The sequence below is a fragment of the Sphingobium sp. RS1 genome (assembly GCF_056156825.1).
In genome coordinates, this window is sequence record NZ_JBLZXE010000005.1 from 103,439 (window position 1) to 122,940 (window position 19,502).

The 19,502-nt window shown below is 61.2% G+C and carries 16 protein-coding genes and 2 pseudogenes; 15 read left to right on the forward strand and 3 right to left on the reverse strand.

The window, feature by feature from the left end:
- Positions 1-65 precede the first annotated feature (65 nt).
- Positions 66-617, reverse strand: coding sequence for a cupin domain-containing protein (locus tag ACNHGR_RS24555; RefSeq protein WP_449470490.1), 552 nt, complete (start codon positions 615-617; stop codon positions 66-68).
- Positions 618-767: 150 nt separating this feature from the next.
- Between ACNHGR_RS24555 and aptA the strand changes: the two genes are divergently transcribed.
- Genes aptA through ACNHGR_RS24570 form a run of 3 tightly spaced genes read left to right on the forward strand, consistent with a single transcriptional unit; the run spans position 768 to position 3,395 of the window.
- Positions 768-2,087 carry an omega-aminotransferase AptA gene (aptA, locus tag ACNHGR_RS24560; protein WP_475289630.1) on the forward strand — a complete coding sequence of 440 codons (1,320 nt, stop codon included), beginning with the start codon at positions 768-770 and terminating at the stop codon, positions 2,085-2,087.
- A gap of 51 nt (positions 2,088-2,138) precedes the next feature.
- On the forward strand, positions 2,139-3,185 hold the full coding sequence (locus ACNHGR_RS24565) for a hypothetical protein (protein WP_475289632.1): 1,047 nt from the start codon (positions 2,139-2,141) through the stop codon (positions 3,183-3,185).
- 51 nt (positions 3,186-3,236) lie between these two features.
- Positions 3,237-3,395, forward strand: a complete 159-nt coding sequence (locus ACNHGR_RS24570; RefSeq protein ID WP_475289634.1) for a hypothetical protein — start codon at positions 3,237-3,239, stop codon at positions 3,393-3,395.
- A gap of 83 nt (positions 3,396-3,478) precedes the next feature.
- On the opposite strand, the gene istB is transcribed toward ACNHGR_RS24570, so the two are convergent.
- Together istB and istA are read right to left on the reverse strand one after the other, a co-directional pair.
- Complete coding sequence (istB, locus tag ACNHGR_RS24575) at positions 3,479-4,246, reverse strand: IS21-like element ISSsp5 family helper ATPase IstB (protein WP_063142326.1); 768 nt, start codon at positions 4,244-4,246, stop codon at positions 3,479-3,481.
- Positions 4,243-5,736 carry an IS21 family transposase gene (gene istA, locus ACNHGR_RS24580; protein ID WP_011950768.1) on the reverse strand — a complete coding sequence of 498 codons (1,494 nt, stop codon included), beginning with the start codon at positions 5,734-5,736 and terminating at the stop codon, positions 4,243-4,245. The genes istB and istA overlap by 4 nt, the downstream gene beginning before the upstream one ends.
- Positions 5,737-5,882: 146 nt before the next feature.
- Between istA and ACNHGR_RS24585 the strand changes: the two genes are divergently transcribed.
- The 12 genes and pseudogenes from ACNHGR_RS24585 to ACNHGR_RS24640 all read left to right on the forward strand — a co-directional run bounded on the left by ACNHGR_RS24585 (position 5,883) and on the right by ACNHGR_RS24640 (position 19,476).
- Positions 5,883-6,146 (forward strand): hypothetical protein, encoded by a 264-nt coding sequence (locus ACNHGR_RS24585; RefSeq protein ID WP_475289636.1) that lies wholly within the window; start codon positions 5,883-5,885, stop codon positions 6,144-6,146.
- A gap of 182 nt (positions 6,147-6,328) precedes the next feature.
- Entirely contained in the window at positions 6,329-6,547 is a 219-nt protein-coding gene (locus ACNHGR_RS24590; RefSeq protein WP_449470526.1) for an aldehyde dehydrogenase family protein, read from the forward strand.
- Positions 6,548-6,552: 5 nt separating this feature from the next.
- Positions 6,553-7,920 (forward strand): MmgE/PrpD family protein, encoded by a 1,368-nt coding sequence (locus ACNHGR_RS24595; protein ID WP_449470476.1) that lies wholly within the window; start codon positions 6,553-6,555, stop codon positions 7,918-7,920.
- A 214-nt stretch (positions 7,921-8,134) separates the two neighbouring features.
- Positions 8,135-9,195 (forward strand): annotated as a pseudogene (locus ACNHGR_RS24600) (IS630 family transposase).
- A 218-nt stretch (positions 9,196-9,413) separates the two neighbouring features.
- Positions 9,414-9,716 (forward strand): annotated as a pseudogene (locus ACNHGR_RS24605) (integrase core domain-containing protein); the annotation flags it as partial.
- Between the two features lie 224 nt (positions 9,717-9,940).
- A complete protein-coding gene (locus tag ACNHGR_RS24610; RefSeq protein ID WP_475289637.1) occupies positions 9,941-10,810 on the forward strand; it encodes a MurR/RpiR family transcriptional regulator in 870 nt (289 codons plus the stop codon).
- Between the two features lie 71 nt (positions 10,811-10,881).
- Positions 10,882-12,222 (forward strand): serine hydrolase domain-containing protein, encoded by a 1,341-nt coding sequence (locus ACNHGR_RS24615; protein WP_475289639.1) that lies wholly within the window; start codon positions 10,882-10,884, stop codon positions 12,220-12,222.
- The gene (locus ACNHGR_RS24620; protein ID WP_449470472.1) at positions 12,219-14,150 is read left to right on the forward strand and encodes a bifunctional 5-dehydro-2-deoxygluconokinase/5-dehydro-2-deoxyphosphogluconate aldolase; all 1,932 of its coding nucleotides are present in this window, start codon (positions 12,219-12,221) and stop codon (positions 14,148-14,150) included. The genes ACNHGR_RS24615 and ACNHGR_RS24620 overlap by 4 nt, the downstream gene beginning before the upstream one ends.
- Positions 14,147-15,982 carry a 3D-(3,5/4)-trihydroxycyclohexane-1,2-dione acylhydrolase (decyclizing) gene (iolD, locus tag ACNHGR_RS24625; RefSeq protein WP_475289641.1) on the forward strand — a complete coding sequence of 612 codons (1,836 nt, stop codon included), beginning with the start codon at positions 14,147-14,149 and terminating at the stop codon, positions 15,980-15,982. Before ACNHGR_RS24620 ends, iolD begins: the two co-directional genes overlap by 4 nt.
- Positions 15,979-16,872 carry a myo-inosose-2 dehydratase gene (gene iolE, locus ACNHGR_RS24630; protein ID WP_449470470.1) on the forward strand — a complete coding sequence of 298 codons (894 nt, stop codon included), beginning with the start codon at positions 15,979-15,981 and terminating at the stop codon, positions 16,870-16,872. Before iolD ends, iolE begins: the two co-directional genes overlap by 4 nt.
- Positions 16,869-17,693, forward strand: a complete 825-nt coding sequence (gene iolB / locus ACNHGR_RS24635; RefSeq protein WP_449470469.1) for a 5-deoxy-glucuronate isomerase — start codon at positions 16,869-16,871, stop codon at positions 17,691-17,693. The genes iolE and iolB overlap by 4 nt, the downstream gene beginning before the upstream one ends.
- Before the next feature lie 268 nt (positions 17,694-17,961).
- Positions 17,962-19,476 (forward strand): CoA-acylating methylmalonate-semialdehyde dehydrogenase, encoded by a 1,515-nt coding sequence (locus ACNHGR_RS24640; RefSeq protein ID WP_475289644.1) that lies wholly within the window; start codon positions 17,962-17,964, stop codon positions 19,474-19,476.
- Positions 19,477-19,502: the final 26 nt, after the last annotated feature.

Genomic DNA, 19,502 nt, shown 5'->3' on the forward strand with positions numbered 1-19,502 from the left:
TTACCATTTTGCGAGGAGCAGCCACCCAAGCGATTCAGGGTCGGCCCCAATCACCCCATCTGATCTTAGAAGTTAGGGGGGGTACACGCACTAATGCAGCGAGCTGGTTCATCCCCGACGCAGCGGACGCGATGAGGGCGCTTGCTGTCGAAGCTGTAAGCGTCGCCGGGCCCCAATATGCATCTCTCGCCATCGACGGTCAGTTCGAGAAAGCCGGATATAACGATCCCGCCTTCCTCGCCCTCATGAGTGAGGTTGATCTTCCCCGTATCGGCGCCGGGTTGGTAGGTTTCGGACAGGATTTGCAGCTGGCGCCCCACCAGGCTGGGTCCTACTTGACGTAAGGATACGGAGCCTTTGCCAATTTCCGTTAGTTCGGAGGCCTTGTAGAAAGTTCGGGGACGATCCGTCTCGTCCGTCGCGAAAAAGTCAGCTAAACTGACCGACATCGCATCAAGCACGCGCTTCAGAGCGCCGATCGATGGATTGGTGCCGTCCGATTCCATTAATGAGATGGTGGAATTGGTGATGCCGGCACGCTTGGCCAGCGCACGTTGAGAAATGCCAGCCTTCTCCCGCGCACGGCGTAGGCGCGATCCGATTTCCACTTCCGGCATCAAAACTACTCGTCCTGTTTCATATGTTTGATATATCGAACGTTTATCAGCACATCCTACTGTAAATCAAGAATTTTCTGAAGGTCGGAAAACGTCTTGCGGGTTGCCTGAGTAAACGGTCAACATGTCGCTAAATTAGCGGATGATCAAATGAAGAGTCTTAATAACAGCGTTGCACTTGATGCCTATTGGATGCCGTTTACTCCCAACAGGAAGTTCAAAGCGGCGCCTCGAATGCTGGTCGAAGCAACGGGAATGCACTATCGCAGCGACGACGGACGCGAGATTCTCGACGGTACGGCCGGCCTGTGGTGCGTCAACGCAGGACATGGCCGTACGGAGATCGCCTCAGCAGTCGCCGCCCAGTTGGAAAGCCTCGATTACGCACCAAGCTTTCAGCTGGGCCATCCTCTCGCCTTCCGCTTTGCAGAACGCCTTTCCGAAATCGCGCCCCCCGGTCTCGACCGGATATTCTTCACCGGATCGGGCTCGGAATCCGTGGACACGGCGCTTAAGATCGCGCTCGCCTATCAGCGCGCGATCGGCCAGGGCACGCGCACTCGGCTGGTCGGGCGTGAGCGTGGCTATCACGGCGTGGGTTTTGGCGGCATTTCGGTAGGCGGCCTTGTCAATAATCGTCGCGCCTTCTCCACCCTGCATGGCGCTGACCACATGCGGCACACTCACGATCCCAGCCGCAACCTGTTGTGCAAGGGCCCGCCCGAACATGGCGCCGAGTTGGCTGACGATCTTGAGCGTCTCGTCCAGCTGCATGGGGCGGATACTATCGCGGCCGTCATCGTAGAACCCGTCGCTGGCTCGACAGGGGTGCTGCTGCCGCCGCAGGGTTATTTGAAGCGGCTGCGCGAGATAGCGACGCGGCATGGCATCCTCCTCATTTTCGACGAAGTGATTACCGGCTTCGGCCGTCTTGGTAGTCCCTTCGCGGCCCAGCACTTCGATGTCGTCCCTGATATTATCACGACAGCGAAGGGGCTGACCAACGGCGCCATGCCAATGGGGGCCGTATTCACGTCGCGCGACGTGCATGATGCCCTGATGCAGGGGCCTGAAGCCGCGATCGAGCTTTTTCATGGGTACACCTATTCCGGTCACCCGGCTGCTTGCGCGGCGGGCCTTGCAAGCCTCGACATCTATCAGCGCGAAGGCCTTTTTAGCCGCGCTGCGGAGCTTGAAGAGCATTGGCAGCACAGCCTGCTGTCATTGCAGACCGCGCCGCACATTGCCGATATCCGGGCCATGGGCCTTATCGCGGCAATTGAACTTGCCCCTCGGCCAGATGATCCAGGATCACGCGGATTTGAAGCATTTGTGGACTGCTTTGAAAAGGGCCTTTTGGTCCGCGCAAATGGCGACACCATCGTGCTCTCACCCCCGCTTATTATCAGTCGTGACCAAATCGATAGTCTTACACAAACTTTGCTCGACGTACTTAAACGAACGGCTTGAGATCGTTCTGAAATTTGCTTCGCACTTTTTTTGTTCTGAGAGGAAGTCGTTATGAATACTCATTCGTTTCTACGCCCAATCGCCGAGCCCCAACTCCTGGAAGGCGCGTTCAGCGAAGATCAGCGGCAGCGGCTTTTTTCCGTTCTTCGCGAGCAAGGGCCATGGACCACTATCCTTTCGCAGGAATTCAGTTCCCCTGAAGAGGTGATTGGTGCGACATCCGGAACACTCCCAGAAGGCTTCGTTCCCACATGGGACATGTTTTTGAGCCCTGTTTTCCGCGCCTTTCTCGGACGGGGCTATGCAAGCCTTTACCCGGAAATCGAGGACTGTTTCTACCACAGCAAGTTTCTTGAGCTGGCCCGGGGTTATTGGGGTGCCAGATATGCAGCCCCCAACCTAATGCTTTGCAACATTCAGGGTCCGGCCGGTGCAGGCGGCCCACCACATGTTGATGGCGCCGATTATCGTGGCGTGAACATTCAGAACACCCCGTCCTGGCTGATCGGCCTCATGACAAAATCCGGGTTGTTCCGCCAGTGGCAGGTAAAGAAAACGCAGGTGCTGACCTGGTATTACAAGGGGCAGATCGGCGGCGGCTTTACCTATTGGCCGGATGGCCCGGACGGGCAGCCCAAGCAGCTTTATGCCCCGATGTGGGGCCGCGCCGCGGTGGTCGAGAATGAGGTCATGTATCACGGCGCGAATGCCTGTGGGCCGGAAGATATGCGCAAGCCGGAGGGCCTGGCGATCAATTCGGTGATCGCTGCAGATCCGAATTCGGATGGCTGGCAGGTCATGACCGATGGCAAGGTCGTCCAGCAGCTTCCCGCTGATGAAATCCGCATGCTGTTCCATTGGGGCGCGGATATGTACATGGATCTGGATGAGATGACGGTCGCGCTCGATCATAGCGATGATCTGTCGCATGAGCAGGTCTTCGACATCTTCCTCTCGGAACTGCGTGCTCGCGGCATAGCGTTCAAGACGCCGAGCGATCCGCTCCACGACCCTGAATTCATCCAGTTCCTCACGAGCGTATTCGAGCCAGGGCCACCCACGATCATGCCTGCAATATATGATCTGGCAGCGGCATAAGAGGGATATGCATCATTCTGGCAGAAGAAAAACCTAATAGATGATCGCTGAATGCGCGCGCCCGCGCGTCAGCATCTTCTGCCAGAATACATCACTTTGCGAATAATTGAACAAACCAAGACAAAAGCTTGGCAGACGATATCGTTAAAAGAGGGAGGCTATGACATGGCTGTCAACGGCGGAGCAAAAGTCGGCCATTCGGCGGCGTAAAACCAGGCCATCGTGTTACATGCCGGGGGGAGTGGCGTGAGGGCGTAGCCCGAGGGCCACTCCCCCCGGCATTGGTGTAATTTTCAGGGTCTGGTTTTGGCCTTGCGGGCCCGGCTGTGCGCGAGGCGATAGCTTTCGCCGTTCATCTCGAGGATGCTGACGTGATGGGTCAGGCGATCGAGGAGCGCGCCTGTGAGACGCTCAGATCCGAAGGTTTCGGTCCATTCGTCGAAGGGCAGGTTGCTGGTGATGAAGGTGGAGCCGCGTTCGTAACGCTGGGAGATCAGCTCGAACAACAGTTCGGCGCCGGTCTTGGAGAGCGGCACAAAGCCCAGTTCGTCGATGATGAGCAGCTTGTATCCGGCCATCTGCTTCTGGAAGCGCAGAAGACGGCGCTCGTCGCGGGCCTCCATCATTTCGCTGACCAGCGCTGCCGCGGTGGTGAAGCCCACCGACAGTCCTTTCTGGCATGCTGCCAGTCCGAGCCCCAACGCTACGTGCGTCTTTCCGGTGCCTGATGGCCCCAGAGCGATGGCGTTCTCACGCCGCTCGATCCACTCGCAGCGCGCCATCTCGAGCACCTGCATCTTGTTGAGCCTGGGGATGGCGGCGAAGTCGAAGCTGTCGAGGCTTTTGACGGCGGGGAAGCGCGCGGCCTTGATGCGCCGCTCGACCATGCGACGCTCCCTGTCGATCATTTCCATCTCGACGAGGCGGGCGAGGAAGCGGATATGATCGACGCCTTCAGCGGCACATTGCCGCGAGAGATTGTGATGCTCACGCAGGCACGTAGGCAGCTTGAGCGCCTTGAGATGGTGAGCGAGAAGGATCTCCGGGGCCTGATCGCTCATGCGGCCTCCTGCCGGTCGGAGAGCAGGCTCAGATAGGCTCTGGCAAAGGTCTTCTCGACCGTGGTGCGTGGCAGGAAGGGATAGACGTCCAGGTCCAGCCTGGGCGGTACGCGTTCGATCCGGCACAGGACGAGGTGCTTGACGGCATCGAAGCCGATGGCGCCAAGATCGATGGCCTGTTCGACCGCCGCCTGGAGATCGGCGAGGGTGAACGTTTCCAGCAGGCGCAGTACCTGCACATATTCGCGCCTGCCATGTTTGTGCATGCGCCCTTCCATCAACCGCTGCAGTGTCGTGAACGCTTCGGGCAGGTCCCAGCCCTGCAAAGGCGCAGCCTGGTCGAATGCGTTGATCTTCTGCTCGATCAGCGGGAGATAATGGAGCGGGTCGAAGACAACCTCCTCGCGGGCATAGCAACGAGGATGACGGGCGATGACTTCGCTGCGGCAGCCGATCACCACCTCATCGACATAGGCCCTGATCCAGACCTCCTGATGGCCCCAGGCCACCGGAACCGAATAATCGTTGGTCCTGTAGCGCACCAGGGATTGCGAGGAGACCCGCCCGCCTTTCTGATCGCAGGCCTCGAAGGGTGTAGCGGGCAGAGGCTGCATGGCCGCGAGATCGCGCTGCAGCCGCTCACCGATCGTCTCGCTCTGCCCGCGCACCTTGTCCTGCTGGCGCTTGCGGCATTGCTCCTCCAGCCACAGGTTGAACGCCTCCCAGGTCGGGAACTTCGGGATCGGCACCATGAAGTTGCGCCGGCAATAGCCTACCAGCCCCTCCACATTGCCTTTCTCGTTCCCCTTGCCCGGGCGAGCATAGCGGTCGCGGATCACGTAATGTGACAGGAAAGCGCTGAACAGCGTGGCACGCTGCCGCGTGCCGTCGGGCAGGATCTTCGTCACAAGGCAGCGATCGTTGTCATAGACGATCGAGCGCGGTACCGCGCCGAAAAACGCGAAGGCATGCACGTGTCCGTCCACCCAGGCCTCCGCCACCGCCGCCGGATAGGCCCGCACATAGCAGGCATCACTGTGCGGCAGATCGAGCGCGAAGAAGTAGGCCTTCTGCTCCACCCCGCCGATCTCCACCAGCGCTTCCCCGAAATCGGCCTGCGCATCTCCCGCAGGGTGCGCCAGCGGCACGAACATCTCCCGGCTGCGCTGTTCGCGCTCCCGGATGTAATCCTTGATGATCGTATAGCCGCCGGTGAAACCATGCTCGGTGCGCAAACGGTCGAATACCCGCTTCGCCGTATGGCGTTGCTTGCGCGGGACACTGCGGTCACCCTCAAGCCATCCATCAATGATCGCCACAAACCCGTCCAGCTTCGGGCGCTGCGGTACGGACTGGCGCCGGTAACCCGGCGGCGATGAAAACGACAGCATCTTGCGTACCGTTTCGCGCGACACATTGAAACGCTTCGCCGCCGCCCGTTGGCTCATGCCATCCGCGCAAGCCAGACGGACCTGAAGATAAAGTTCCACGCTGTAGATCCCCACACCTCCCTGACTCGGCAGAAAGGCTTCAAGGTGGACGACTTTTACGCCGCCCGCAGCAGGACTATCCCGCCGCTACCGTGGTCGAATATTGCTCCGCCGTTCTCATCCAGACCGCCTATACGATCAAGCGCATGGTCGATCAGGGCGCGCGGACGTTCGAACCGACCGAGCAGGCGCAGGAAAGCTGGCTCGGCGTGCTGTTCTCGCATCTCACGGGGAGCGCAAAATTTTCCACCGAATGCACGCCTGGCTTCTACAATAATGAAGGATCGATCGGTGATCCCAAAATGGCGCGCAACGCGCCCTACGCCGGGGGCACCATGAGCTATTTCGAAGAACTGACGAAATGGCGGGAGAAGGATCAGCTCGAAGGGCTGGAGATTTCTAAGCCATAGGCAGTGATGGTCAAACGGGTACGGCGTCGGTTCGGCTGGCAATCGACGCCTGAAATCATGGGCGATACAGTGATCCGCCGTAACCCGGCGGAGGATATTATCCTCACGATTGCCCGTTTATCAGAATGGCGACCGAAAGCGATTTCAGTGCGATCTCAAAGACCTGATACGAGCGCAAAAATCTGAAGCGGACTGTCTTTACGACGACGGCACGCGTTGAGGCAGGCAAGGTCTGGATCAACACCTATCGCGCGGTCAGCTTCATGGCACCTTCCGGTGGGGTGAAGCGCAGCGGCATCGGCCGCGAGAACGGGCAGGAAGCGATGGATGAATATCTCCAGACCAAAAGCGTCTGGATCGACCTTGGTTTGCCTGTTTCCAATCCCTTTGTCATTAGGTGATACAGATGAAAATTACAGAAAGTCTGGCAGAATTTTGCGCCACCGTCTCGGTCGACACCCTTCCGGCCGACGTCGTGGCGCGCACCCCGCTTCTCCTGCTCGATTTGGTCGGCAGTATCGTGCGGGCGCGGAGCGAAGCGGCGGTCGCTCCGGCCTTGCTTGCCACTGTATCCGCCATGGGCCTGGGAAATGGAGCGGCCTGGGTATTTGGCGACGCGGCAGGCTATGCCCCGGCGGGCGCGGCGCTGCTCAATGGAGCGCTTGGCCATGCGCTCGACTTTGACGATACTCATGCGGCAGGGACGTTGCACCCCGGAGCGCCGGTCATTCCGGCCGCGCTCGCCGCGGCGGAGATAGTGGGAGCGCCCGGAGCGGACATTCTCGCCGCGATCGTCGCTGGTTATGAGACGTGCTGCCGGATCGCGGTGGCGCTGCCAGCGGGAGACCATTACGCGCGTGGCTTTCATCCCAGCGCGACCTGCGGCGTGTTTGGCGCGGCTGCCGCTGCGGCGCGGATATTCGGCCTTGATACGGCAGGGATCGTCTCGGCTCTCGGCATTGCGCTGAGCCAGAGTGCGGGCAGTCTCCAGTTCCTGGCCGATGGCGCGCAGACGAAGCCGTTTCAGGTCGGATGGGCGGCGATGGCTGGTTTGACCGCTGCAACCTTGGCGCGCAACGGCTACAAGGGGCCCGCCGAAGCGATCGAGGGGCGCCATGGCTTTCTTCAGGGTTACGCGCCCTCCCCCCGGCCAGAGCGGGTCGTGCAGGCCCTCGGTTCGGTTTTTGAGCTGATGAATACCGGCATCAAGCCCTATCCATCCTGCCGCTACGGCCATGCCGGTATCGACGCCGTGCTGGCGCTGCGGGAGGAGCAAGGATTGCAGCCAGATGAGGTGGACAGCATCACCTATGGACTGTCGAACGCGGGCCTGTTGCTGGTGGGCGCGCCGATCGGGCATAAGCGCAACCCGAGCAATATTGTGGACGCGCAGTTCAGCGCGCCGTTCGTGCTGTCCTGCGCTCTGGTCACGGGCGCGATGGGGTGGGACAGCTACGAGCGGCTGAACGACCCGGTAATCCGTTCGATGCTGCCCAAGGTCGACTGTATCCACGACCCGGAAATCGAGGCGGAATTCCCTACCAACATGTCGGGAAAGATCACCATCGCAGCGCGTGGCCGGACATTCAGCCGCAAGGTGGTCGTGCCGCTTGGCGAACCTTCCAACTTCCTCGCCACGGATGCACTGCTTGCGAAGTTCCTGGCGCTTGCTGCTCCCATACTTGGATCAGACAAAGCGAACGCGCTCGCCGTTGCTGCACTAGACCTTGCCGCTTTGCCCGGAGTTGAAAAACTGACGGGCCTCGCGGTGTAAATCTCGTCTCGCGCCCGCCAGCCTGTCGAGCTGGCGGCGGGCATTCCGCGCGAAGAGACGATGCGCCGCATCTATGCGAACCGCACGCAATGGCTGGATTCCGCGCTGCACCGCATTCCATTCTAATACCAACGCTCGCGGAGGCAGACTCACGCCAGGGATTTCCAAAAGCCTGAAATTATGATTCGAGATTGCAAGCAGAAGGAGGCTTGCGATGGCGGCGGCGATTGGGGTTCGAACTGACTACACATCAGTGGAGTTACGTGGGTTTTCTCGCCGATGCGGAGACGCCGATCAGGTTCGGCGGTTATTGGCAGTTGCGGTGATCCTGGATGGCGGGAGCCGGAGCGATGCAGCCAAGGTTGCCGGTGTGACGCTACAGATCGTGCGCGACTGGGTCTTGCGGTTCAACAAGGATGGTCCTGATGGCTTGGCGACGCGCAAGGCGCCAGGGCGGGCTTCGATCCTCAACGACGAGCAGCGTACCCGGCTTGCCGGACAAATCGAGGTCGGTCCTATCCCGGCAGCGCATGGCGTCGTACGCTGGCGGCTTGCCGATCTGGCCCAGTGGATATGGGATGAGTTCGGCCTCTCGGTCACGCGTCAAACCCTTGGGCGCGAGCTTCGCGCAATGGGCTACCGCAAACTCTCCGCGCGGCCGCGCCATCGCGGTCAGAAACCCGATGATGTTGCTGATTTTAAAAAAACTTCGCAGCCCGTTTGGCGCAAATCACCCGATCGCTCCCAAAGGGAACGGCGGTAGAACTATAGTGGGCAGACGAAGCAAGGGTCGGGCAGCAGACCAAGCTCACCCGGCGCTGGGCGAAGCGCGGCACGAGGCCATCAGCGCCCAAGGATCAACGGCGATCGTCGGCATGGATTTTCGGGGCGATCTGTCCGGCCGAAGGCAAGGCCGCGGGTATCGTCATGCCCAAGTGCAACAGCGAAGCGATGAGCATGCACCTCGAGGAGATCGCCTTCCACGTCGCCCCGGGCGCCCACGCGGTGCTGCTACTCGATCAAGCCGGATGGCATGGCTCGGCCGAACTGGTCGTTCCGCCCAATATCACTTTGATGCCGCTACCCCCCAGATGTCCCGAGCTCAATCCTGTCGAGAACCTGTGGCAATTCATGCGCGACAACTGGCTGTCGAACCGCATCTTCAAATCGTACGACGATATCGTCGATCACTGTTGCTACGCCTGGAACAAGCTGGCTGATCAGCCTTGGCGCATCATGTCCATTGGACTGCGAAAATGGGCGCATGGGTTCTGATCAATGCGCCTTGGTATTAGGTGATTCTATGAAAATTCGCTAACTTTTTGCATATCGCGGCCGCCTCGTGATCTGCCGCCACCTGCTTGGTTGGACGTTATCCCCTTGGCCATCATGGCCACTGGAGATGTGTCATGGGATTATCAGAATTTGATCCCGCCGCTCGTGAGCGGGTGTCGTGGAACGCTGGACGCAAGGTCGGCGCAAAGCGCGCGCTCAAGCCGATGCAGAACGGCTACGTCGAGAGCTTCAATGGTCGCATGCGCGACGAGCTGCTCAACGAGACTCTGTTCCTGAGCCTCGACCATGTCCGCGTGGTGATCTCCGCCTGGGCAGAGGACTACAAATCAGGAGAGGGCGCACTCATCCCTGGGACACGAGACCCCACAGGCGTCCGCCGCTGAATAGATAAGCAATGGCCTGCTTCGCTACGCCCTACGAGCTCCGCGTTCGAGAATGACGAAAGGCATAATAAGGAACTTGTATGTAGCGCGTGGAAGCCATCGGGAATGCGCAATTGACTGAGAGAGAATCGCTATACTTTTCCGTCGTTTTAAGGAGCGGCGCCTGTCCTCCCGGTTACTCAGCTGATCCCTCGCAGCGCCATAGGTGGTGATCGCTTCAGGTAAAATTGTTTTTTTGCGATCGAGAATTTGTGTTCTAAATGAGGCGGAATGCCAGAGGGATTGGTTCTCTCCCCTCTTGCCGCTGGTCCCTATCTTTGTATCCCAGAAGGAAAACCTAGATGTTGGAAAAAGTTTCACAACCCCGCGATCTGGACGAGTTTCTGGATGTGATCCGTGCGCGCTACGATGATCTCAGTGACCGGCTGCAGCGCATCGCCCGACACATTCTGGACGAACCGAACGACATAGCCTTTGAAACCTTGGCTGTGGTGGCGGAGCGCAGCGGCGTTCAACCGTCTGCCATCGTCCGCTTTGCCCAAGCCTTTGGCTTTTCAGGTGCCACCCCGATGCAGCGCCTGGTGCGTGATGGCCTGCTGCGTGAAGATCGCTCCGTCGGCTATGCCGAACGGATCCGGCAGCATCGCTACGGGACTACCGGGGAAGCTGAAGGCCCGCGCCAGCTGCTTTCGGAATTCGTCGAAGGAAATATTCTTGCCTTGGAAAATTTAAATCACGCGGTAGGCTTGCGCGAACTGTCCGAAGCGATTGAGATGCTTCACGAGGCGGAGACCGTTTTCGTGGCGGGGTTTCGTCGTTCATTCCCTGTCGCGACTTACCTCGCCTATATGCTGGGACAGGGGGGCAAGCGAACCGTCCTTGTCGATGGACTAGCTGGGCTTCAGATCCAGCAGGTCGGCGGGCTTGGTGCCGGCGACGTCATGCTGGCAATCAGTTTTTCGCCCTACAGTCACGAAACGTTGAATTTGGTCGAGACGGCAAAGGGTCGCTGCCCGGTCATCGCAATCACCGACAGCGTCATCGGCCCGATAGCCAGAGACGCGAATCTGATCCTTCAGGTGCGCGAGTCCGAAGTGCGCGGCTTTCGCTCGCTTGCCGCATCGATGTGCCTGGCCCAGTCGCTCGCCATTGGTGCGGCTGCCCGCCGTGATGAAGCGGCATCGGATCAGGAGCAGATAAAAAGCACCTAGCTTCCGATTGAGCTATTGCACTGAACGTTCTGATCCAATATATCATGGAATGTAATTTCCAGAGGAGAGGGATGGTGGGGCAGCTGCCGGGCCAATGCACCGATATTGCGAAAGACGCTCTAATTCACCCGGCACAGGACTGGTTCAAGGTGGACGCGCTTCTGAGCGATGCAATCGAGCGCGGATTGCTGAGCGGTGCGGCGACGGCTATATGGCGGGGCGATGCCGCCGTGCACGGTTCAGCGATCGGTTGGCGCGACGCCGCTGCGCGCGACCCGATGCAGGAAGATTCTATCTTCAGGCTCTATTCGATGACCAAGCCGGTAACGGCGGTCGCGATGATGATCCTCTGGGACGAAGGTAAATGGTCGCCGTCCGACCCGATTGCCGATCACCTGCCCGAACTCGCCAACCTGCTGGTGCTTGAGCAGGGCCTGTTCCCCGACACCTTGCCGCTCGTTCCCCCCGCCAGTCCGCCGACCCTGCAGCATCTGATGACGCACCAGGCCGGTTTCGCCTATGGTTTTACCGACGAGCCGGTCGACCGCCTTTTTCGTGCCGCCCATGTTCCGGCAATCCCCCATGACATCAGTGCGCGGGAGTATTTGAAGCGTTTGGCGCAGGTGCCGCTTGCTTTCCATCCGGGCACCGGGTGGCGATATGGCGCATCGATGGACGTGCAGGGCATCATCGTCGAGCGCCTGAGCGGCATGAGCCTGCGGGACTTCATGCGCGAACGCATTTTCGATCCGCTCGGCATGGTCGATACCGACTTCATCGTGCCCGAAGAAAAGCGCCACCGTCTCGCCACGCTTTATTCGCTGGCGGGCGACACGCTGATCGAAGTGAGCCGCGATGACGAGGAACTCAACTATGAGAATATCTCTGGCCTGACGCCTCGGGACGTGGTGCTTCCCTATGACAGCGCGCCCCTCCTCGCGTCGGGCGGGGGTGGCCTGGCGTCGACCGCTGGCGATTATCTGCGCTTTGGCCGCATGCTGCTGGGTCAGGGGGAACTGGATGGCAAGCGGATCATCAGCCGCGAAGCCGCCGCCCTGATGATGCACAGCCATACGCCCGATCATCTGCTCATTGGCGGGTTCGGCACGCCGCCGCACTCTCTGCGGCCCGGCTATGAATATGCCTATAACGGCGTCACGATCACCGATCCGCAACAGGCGGGCGTGCGTCTGGGGCGCGGCACCTATTTCTGGGATGGCGCCGCGGGGTGCTGGTTCTGGGCTGATCCGCAAAATGATGTGGTCTTCGTCTGCATGGTTCAACTGCTGACGGATGCCGATCGGCTGTCGTTGCAGTTCCGCAGCCGCGACGTGGTGGCCGACATCCTGGCCGCGATCGACCGGCACGACACCGCCCCGTCCTTATCCATCCATGGCGGGGGCAGGCAATGAGCGGTACTTCGACGGGCGGTCGCGCCCTGGAACTTATCACTCTGGGCCGTTCAGGCATCGACCTTTATGGCGAACAGGTCGGCGGGCGGCTGGAGGATATGGGTTCCTTTGCCAAATATGTCGGGGGCAGTCCCACCAACAGCGCCATCGGCGCAGCGCGGCTGGGGCTTCATACGGGCATTATCACGCGTGTCGGGTCCGACCATATGGGGCGCTTCATTATTGAGCAACTGGCGGCGGAGGGGGTCGATGTCACCGGTGTCATCAGCGATCCAGATCGGCTGACCGCGCTCGTCATCCTGGGCATTCGCGATGCGGATCGTTTCCCGCTCATCTTCTACCGTGAAAATTGCGCCGACATGGCGCTGTGCGAAGAGGATATCGATCCCGATTTCGTCGCCTCCGCCGGCGCGCTTTTGATCAACGGCACGCATCTTTCGCAGCCGGGCGTCCGCGCCGCCACATTGAAAGCGGTGCAGGCGATCAGGGCGGCTGGCGGCCGTGTCATCTTCGACATCGATTACCGCCCAGTGCTGTGGGGGCTGGCGTCGAAGGACAATGGGGAAGACCGTTTCGTTTCGAGCGATTGGGTGACGCAGGACTTGCAGGAAATCCTGCCCCTGTGCGACCTCATCGTCGGGACGGAGGAGGAAATCCACATTCTGGGCGGCACCACCGACACCATCGCGGCCCTGCGCGAAATCCGCGCGGGCAGCGACGCGCTGCTGGTGTGCAAGCGCGGATCGGACGGATGCGTCGCCTTGCCGGGCGCGATACCGGACCATCTGGACCAGGGCATTGTCGGCAAGGGCTTTCCCATCGAAGTGTTCAACGTTTTGGGCGCAGGGGACGCGTTCATGGCCGGGTTCCTGCGCGGCTGGCTGCGTGATGAAAGCATCGAGCAATGCTGCACCTATGGCAACGCCTGCGGTGCCATCGTCGTGTCGCGGCACGGCTGCGCCCCAGCCCAGCCGAGCTGGGAGGAACTGCGAGTGTTTCTTTCGCGCAGCGATTGGCCCGCGCGCCTGCGCGACAGCGCCGCGCTGGAACATACGCATTGGGCGACCAATCGCTTGGCGGAACATGGCGACCTGACCGTGCTGGCGATCGACCATCGCGCCCAGTTTGACGAACTTGTCGAGGAACTGGGCACCAACAACTTGCATCGCGTATCGCGGTTCAAGGAATTGGCGTTGCAAGCCATGGCTGAGGTTGCCGGTGGCGATGCCGGTTTCGGGCTACTCGCCGACGGCCGCTATGGACGGACCGCGCTGGAAATGGCTGCCGACACGACCTGTTGGATCGGTCGGCCGATCGAATTGCCCGGATCGCGACCCTTGCGGTTCGAAGGCGGGCGCGAAGCCGCCACGATCTTGGCCGACTGGCCGCTCGACCATGTGGTCAAATGTCTGGTTTTCTATCATCCCGATGATCCGGCGGAGCTTCGCGCCGATCAGGACCGGCAGATCCTCAACCTGTTCGAGGCATGTCGGCACAGGCGGCACGAATTATTGCTGGAGGTCATCGCCTCCAGGAGCGGCCCGGTCGAAACTGACACGGTGGCCAAGGTGATCGAGCATATATATGATCTGGGCGTGTATCCCGACTGGTGGAAGCTGGAGCCAGCGGTCGAACCGGCGACCTGGGCAGCCATCGAACGGGTAATCGCGGCGCGCGATCCCTACTGCCGCGGTATATTGCTGCTGGGGCTGGCATCGGAAGAGGACGCCTTACTGACCAGCTTTTCCGCCGCAGTTGAGCACCCGCTGGTCAAGGGTTTCGCTGTCGGCCGAACGATATGGGTGGAGCCCGCCATGCGCTGGTTCAAGGATGAGATCGACGATGAAGAGGCCGTCGCGCAGATGGCCGCGAGCTTCAACATGCTGGCACAGGCATGGCGCGACGCAAGGCGGACACAGGCGCTATGAGCGGAGAAACCGTCAGGCTGACCATGGCGCAGGCGCTCATTCGCTGGATGGCGGCGCAGCGCGTCGAGATCGGCGGGGTCGAGCAACCTTTTTTCGCTGGGGTCTGGGCGATCTTCGGCCATGGCAATGTCGCAGGCGTCGGGGAGGCGCTGGCGGAAATCGACGAAGCCCTTCCGACATATCGCGCCCATAATGAGCAGGGAATGGCGCATGCCGCCATCGCCTTCGCCAAGGCAAATCGCCGCCAGCGGGCAATGGCCTGCACGACGTCGATCGGGCCGGGCGCCACCAATATGGTGACCGCCGCCGCGCTCGCCCACGTCAACCGTTTGCCGGTGCTGTTCCTGCCCGGTGACGTCTACGCCAGCCGCCTGCCCGATCCTGTACTTCAGCAGATTGAGGATTTCGGCGATGGGACGGTCAGCGCCAGCGACTGTTTCCGCCCGGTCAGCCGCTATTTCGACCGCATTACCCGGCCCGAACAGATATTGGATGCCGCCCCGCGCGCCATGGCGGTGATGACTGACCCGGCCCGTTGCGGTCCCGTCACCCTGTCCCTGTGCCAGGATGTGCAGGCGGAGGCTTTCGATTGCCCGGTCAGCTTCCTGGAACCGCGCCTGTGGCGGCAGCGACGACCCCGCCCCGACGAAACGGAACTGAACGCGCTGGTACAGGCGGTGCGTGCCGCGCAGCGGCCACTGATCGTGACCGGCGGCGGTGTCCTCTATTCCCGCGCCGAAGATGCGTTAGCCGCGCTGGCGGAGACCACAGGCATTCCCGTTGCGGAAACGCAGGCGGGGAAGGGTGCGCTCATCGCCAGTCACGGCCAGTTGCTTGGCGCGATCGGCGTCACCGGGACCAGCGCCGCCAATCGCGCCGCGCTCGATGCGGACCTCATCATCGGCATCGGCACCCGGCTGCAGGATTTCACCACGGGGTCACGCACGCTGTTCCAGGGCGATCTGTTCCAGGTCAATGTCGCGCCGCATGACGCGCACAAGCACGGCGCGAAGAGCGTCGTGGGCGACGCGCGCGTCGTGATCGAGGCTCTGACCAATGCGCTGGCGGGCTGGCGCGTTCCACAGGCGTGGGAACGGGAGAATGGTGTCGCCATGGCGGACTGGAGCGAGGCGGGCGACGTGGCGATGGCTCCGTGCGACGGCCTTCCTTCCGACGCGGCGGTGATCGGCGCGGTGTTACGGAATGCGCCCGATGACGCCGTTGTTGTCTGCGCGGCCGGTGGCCTGCCCGGTGAACTGCACAAGCTATGGCGCGTGAAGAAGCCAGGCGGCTACCATGTCGAGTACGGCTTTTCCTGCATGGGATATGAGATTGCCGGCGGCCTGGGCGTGAAGATGGCAAATCCCACGCGGGAGACATTCGTCCTTGTCGGTGACGGCAGCTATCTGATGCTGAATTCAGAGCTGGCGACCTCGGTCATGTTGGGTTTCAAGCTCATCGTCGTGCTGCTCGACAATGGCGGCTATGGCTGCATCAATCGGTTGCAACAGGCGACAGGCGGGCGGCCTTTCAACAACCTGCTGGCCGATGCGCGGCAGGAAGCGCTCCCCACGGTCGATTTCGCCGCCCACGCCCGTAGTCTGGGCGCCTGTGCGGAAAAAGTGTCCGGCATCGCTTCGCTTGAAGAGGCGCTCGCCCGAGCCGCCTTATCATCGACCAGCTACGTCATCGTTCTCGATACCGATCCCGCGATAACTACCAAGTCGGGCGGGCATTGGTGGGACGTCGCGGTGCCGCAGGTGTCGGCCCGCGATGAAGTCGCTGCGGCCCTCATTCGATATGAAGATATGAAGAAGAGGCGGAAGCCATGACGATACGCTGGGGTGTAAGCCCGATTGCCTGGGCCAATGACGACATGCCCGAACTAGGCGGCGACATCACGCTGGATGAACTGCTGAGCGACGTCAGCCAGATCGGCTTTGAAGGGGTGGAGCTTGGCTGCAAGTTCCCGCGCGATCCTGCCACCTTGAAACCGATCATGGCCACCCACGGGCTGGATATCGTCGGCGGCTGGTATTCGTCGAACCTTCTCACGCGCGACGCCGATGCCGAAATCGCCGCCATGGCAGACCATCTCGCGTTGCTGGAGGCGATGGGATCGAGCGTCTTCATTCTCGCCGAAACGTCGAACGCGGTACATGGCGACCGGTCCTGTCCCCTCGATGTCCATCCCCGGATCGACGATCAGGCCTGGGAGCGCTTCGGCGCGCGGTTGAACGCGGTGGCGGCGCATGTAAACAGGCGCGGGCTGCGTTTTGCCTACCATCACCATCTCGGCACCGTTGTCGAGACTGCCGAAGAGTTGCGGCGCTTCTTCGATGTCACCGACGAGCATGTCGGTTTGACGCTCGACACCGGCCATGCCCTTTGCGGCGGTATCGATCCGCTGAAGATCATCGGTGAACGGCCCGAGCGCGTGAACCATGTCCATTGCAAGGATGTACGCCGTGGGCGGTACAACAGGCTGCGTGCTGGCGGCGCAAGCTTCCTCGACGGCGTGGTCGGTGGGATGTTCACTGCCCCTGGCGACGGCGCCTATGATTATGCGTCATTCCTGGGCGCGCTGGCCCGCATCGGCTACATCGGCTGGATCGTGGTTGAGGCAGAGCAGGATCCAGCGATCGCCAATCCCCGCGTGTACCAGCAGCTGGGCCTCGAGACACTCCGAAGCCTCGCCGCCGAGGTGGGGCTGGCGGCATGAGCCTCAAGGTCCGCAGCCACGATCCTGACGCGCACGGCGTGATGCTAGACGTCACACCGGAAAGCGCGGGCTGGCGTTATGTCGGATTCAAGGTGCTCCGTCTGGCGGCGGGGCAGGTCCATGAGGGTGGAGAGGCAGGCCGGGAAGCGTGCCTCGTCATCCTGTCCGGCGTGATTGATGTTAAGGCCGGCGAAGAGCGTTTCGCCGAGCTGGGCGGTCGGACAGACGTTTTTGCGGGACCCGCGACGTCGGTTTATGTTCCTGCCGGGACATCCTACCGCATTGAGGCCGCCAATGCCACGGAAGTGGCGATCTGCACTGCGCCCGGTGGCGGTGATCGGCGTCCGCGCGTCATCGCGCCCGAAGATGTGGGGCTGGAAACGCGCGGACATGGCACGAACCAGCGCTTCGTACGCAACATACTGGATGACAAGGCGGACGCGCACAGCCTGTTGGTGGTGGAAGTCATCACCCCTGGCGGACATTGGTCCAGCTATCCTCCCCACAAGCATGATCGCGATGCGTGGCCGGAAGAAACCTTCCTGGAGGAAACCTATTATCATCGCCTTTCGCCGCCGCAGGGTTTTGCCTTCCAACGCGTCTATACCGATGACCGGTCGATTGACGAGACGATGGCGGTGGAGGATGGCGATGTGGTCAAAGTGCCGCGCGGATACCACCCGGTCGGGGCGCCGCATGGCTATGATCTTTATTATCTGAACGTGATGGCCGGTCCCCGTCGCAACTGGGTGTTTGCCAATGATCCCGCACATGACTGGATCGCGCGCGGCATATCTGCAAACCCGGATATAGGAGAATAAGGCGTGCCCCTGAATCCAGTGCAGGAACTTCATGACCCTGAAGGACCTATCCCGACCGACCCGGTAAGGATGGGTGACTGTCGAATGAAGGTGGATTGCGCCCTCTGCGTCTGAAGCCTGTCCAGCCCCGTCCATGGGATGCTGCACCTTCTCCATGGCGGCGGCTGGGCAACGATGAGCGTCGAAATCGTCGCTCGACCCACTGAATATATCAAGACCTGCTCATGAAGAGCCGGAACAGCATCTAATCTTGCCGGGAGAAGCCGAAATGCGAAATATTCCCCACTTCATCGGCGGACGCGCGGTCAGTTCCGTATCCGCCCGCACCGGGGACGTATATGATCCTAACAATGGTAAGGTGCAGGCCCGCGTCGGCCTGGGCACGGCCGAAGAGCTGCAACAGGCCGTCGATGCAGCAGTGGCGGCGCAGCCGGCATGGGCGGCCGTAAATCCGCAGCGCCGGGCGCGTGTCATGTTTGACTTCAAGCGGCTGGTCGAACGCGACATGGACGATCTTGCCCATCTGCTGGCATCGGAACATGGCAAGGTCATCGCCGACGCCAGGGGTGATATCCAGCGGGGTCTCGACGTTGTGGAGTTTGCCTGCGGCATCCCGCATTTGTTGAAGGGCGACTATACCGAAGGCGCCGGTCCCGGCATCGACGTCTATTCCATGCGCCAGCCGATCGGCATCGGCGCGGGTATCACGCCCTTCAATTTTCCGGCCATGATCCCGCTGTGGATGAGCGCGGTGGCGATGGCGTGCGGTAACGCCTTCATCCTCAAGCCGTCAGAGCGTGACCCATCCACCTCCATCCGCCTGGCAGAGCTGCTGACGGAGGCGGGGCTGCCCGACGGCATTTTCCAGGTGGTTCAGGGCGACAAGGAAATGGTCGACGCCATTTTGGACCATCCGGCGATTTCGGCGGTCAGCTTCGTCGGCTCGTCGGACATCGCTCATTATGTCTATAATCGCGGCGTCGCGGCTGGAAAGCGCGTGCAGGCCATGGGCGGCGCGAAAAATCACGGCATCGTCATGCCCGACGCCGATCTGGACCAGACCGTCGCCGACCTGTGCGGTGCGGCCTTCGGATCTGCGGGCGAACGCTGCATGGCGCTGCCGGTGGTGGTGCCGGTCGGGCAGGATACGGCCGAACGGCTCAAGGCAAAGCTCATCCCCGCCATTGAGGCGCTGCGCGTCGGCGTCTCGACCGATGCGGATGCGCATTACGGCCCGGTGGTGACAGCCCAGCACAAGGCCCGCATCGAACAGTGGATACAGACCGGTGTCGAGGAAGGGGCCGAACTGGTCATCGACGGACGCGGCTTTTCCCTTCAGGGGTATGAAGACGGCTTTTTCGTCGGCCCGACGCTGTTCGACCATGTGACGTCCGACATGAGCGCTTATCGGGAAGAGATTTTCGGACCCGTGCTCCAGATGGTGCGCGCCGACAGTTTCGAGGATGCCCTCGCTCTGCCTTCAAAGCATCAATATGGCAACGGCGTCGCCATCTTCACCCGCAACGGTCAAGCCGCTCGCGAATTTGCCGCTCGGGTGAATGTCGGCATGGTCGGCATCAACGTACCCATACCGGTGCCGGTCGCCTATCACAGCTTCGGCGGTTGGAAGCGTTCGGGGTTCGGCGATCACAATCAGCATGGGGAAGAGGGCGTTCGGTTCTGGACAAAGGTGAAAACGGTGACCCAGCGCTGGCATGGCCCGTCGGCTTCTCCTGAGGGAACGGCTCTTTCGGACGCCTTCCTGATCCCGACCATGAAATGACGATCCTCGATCGGTTCCAACACCGG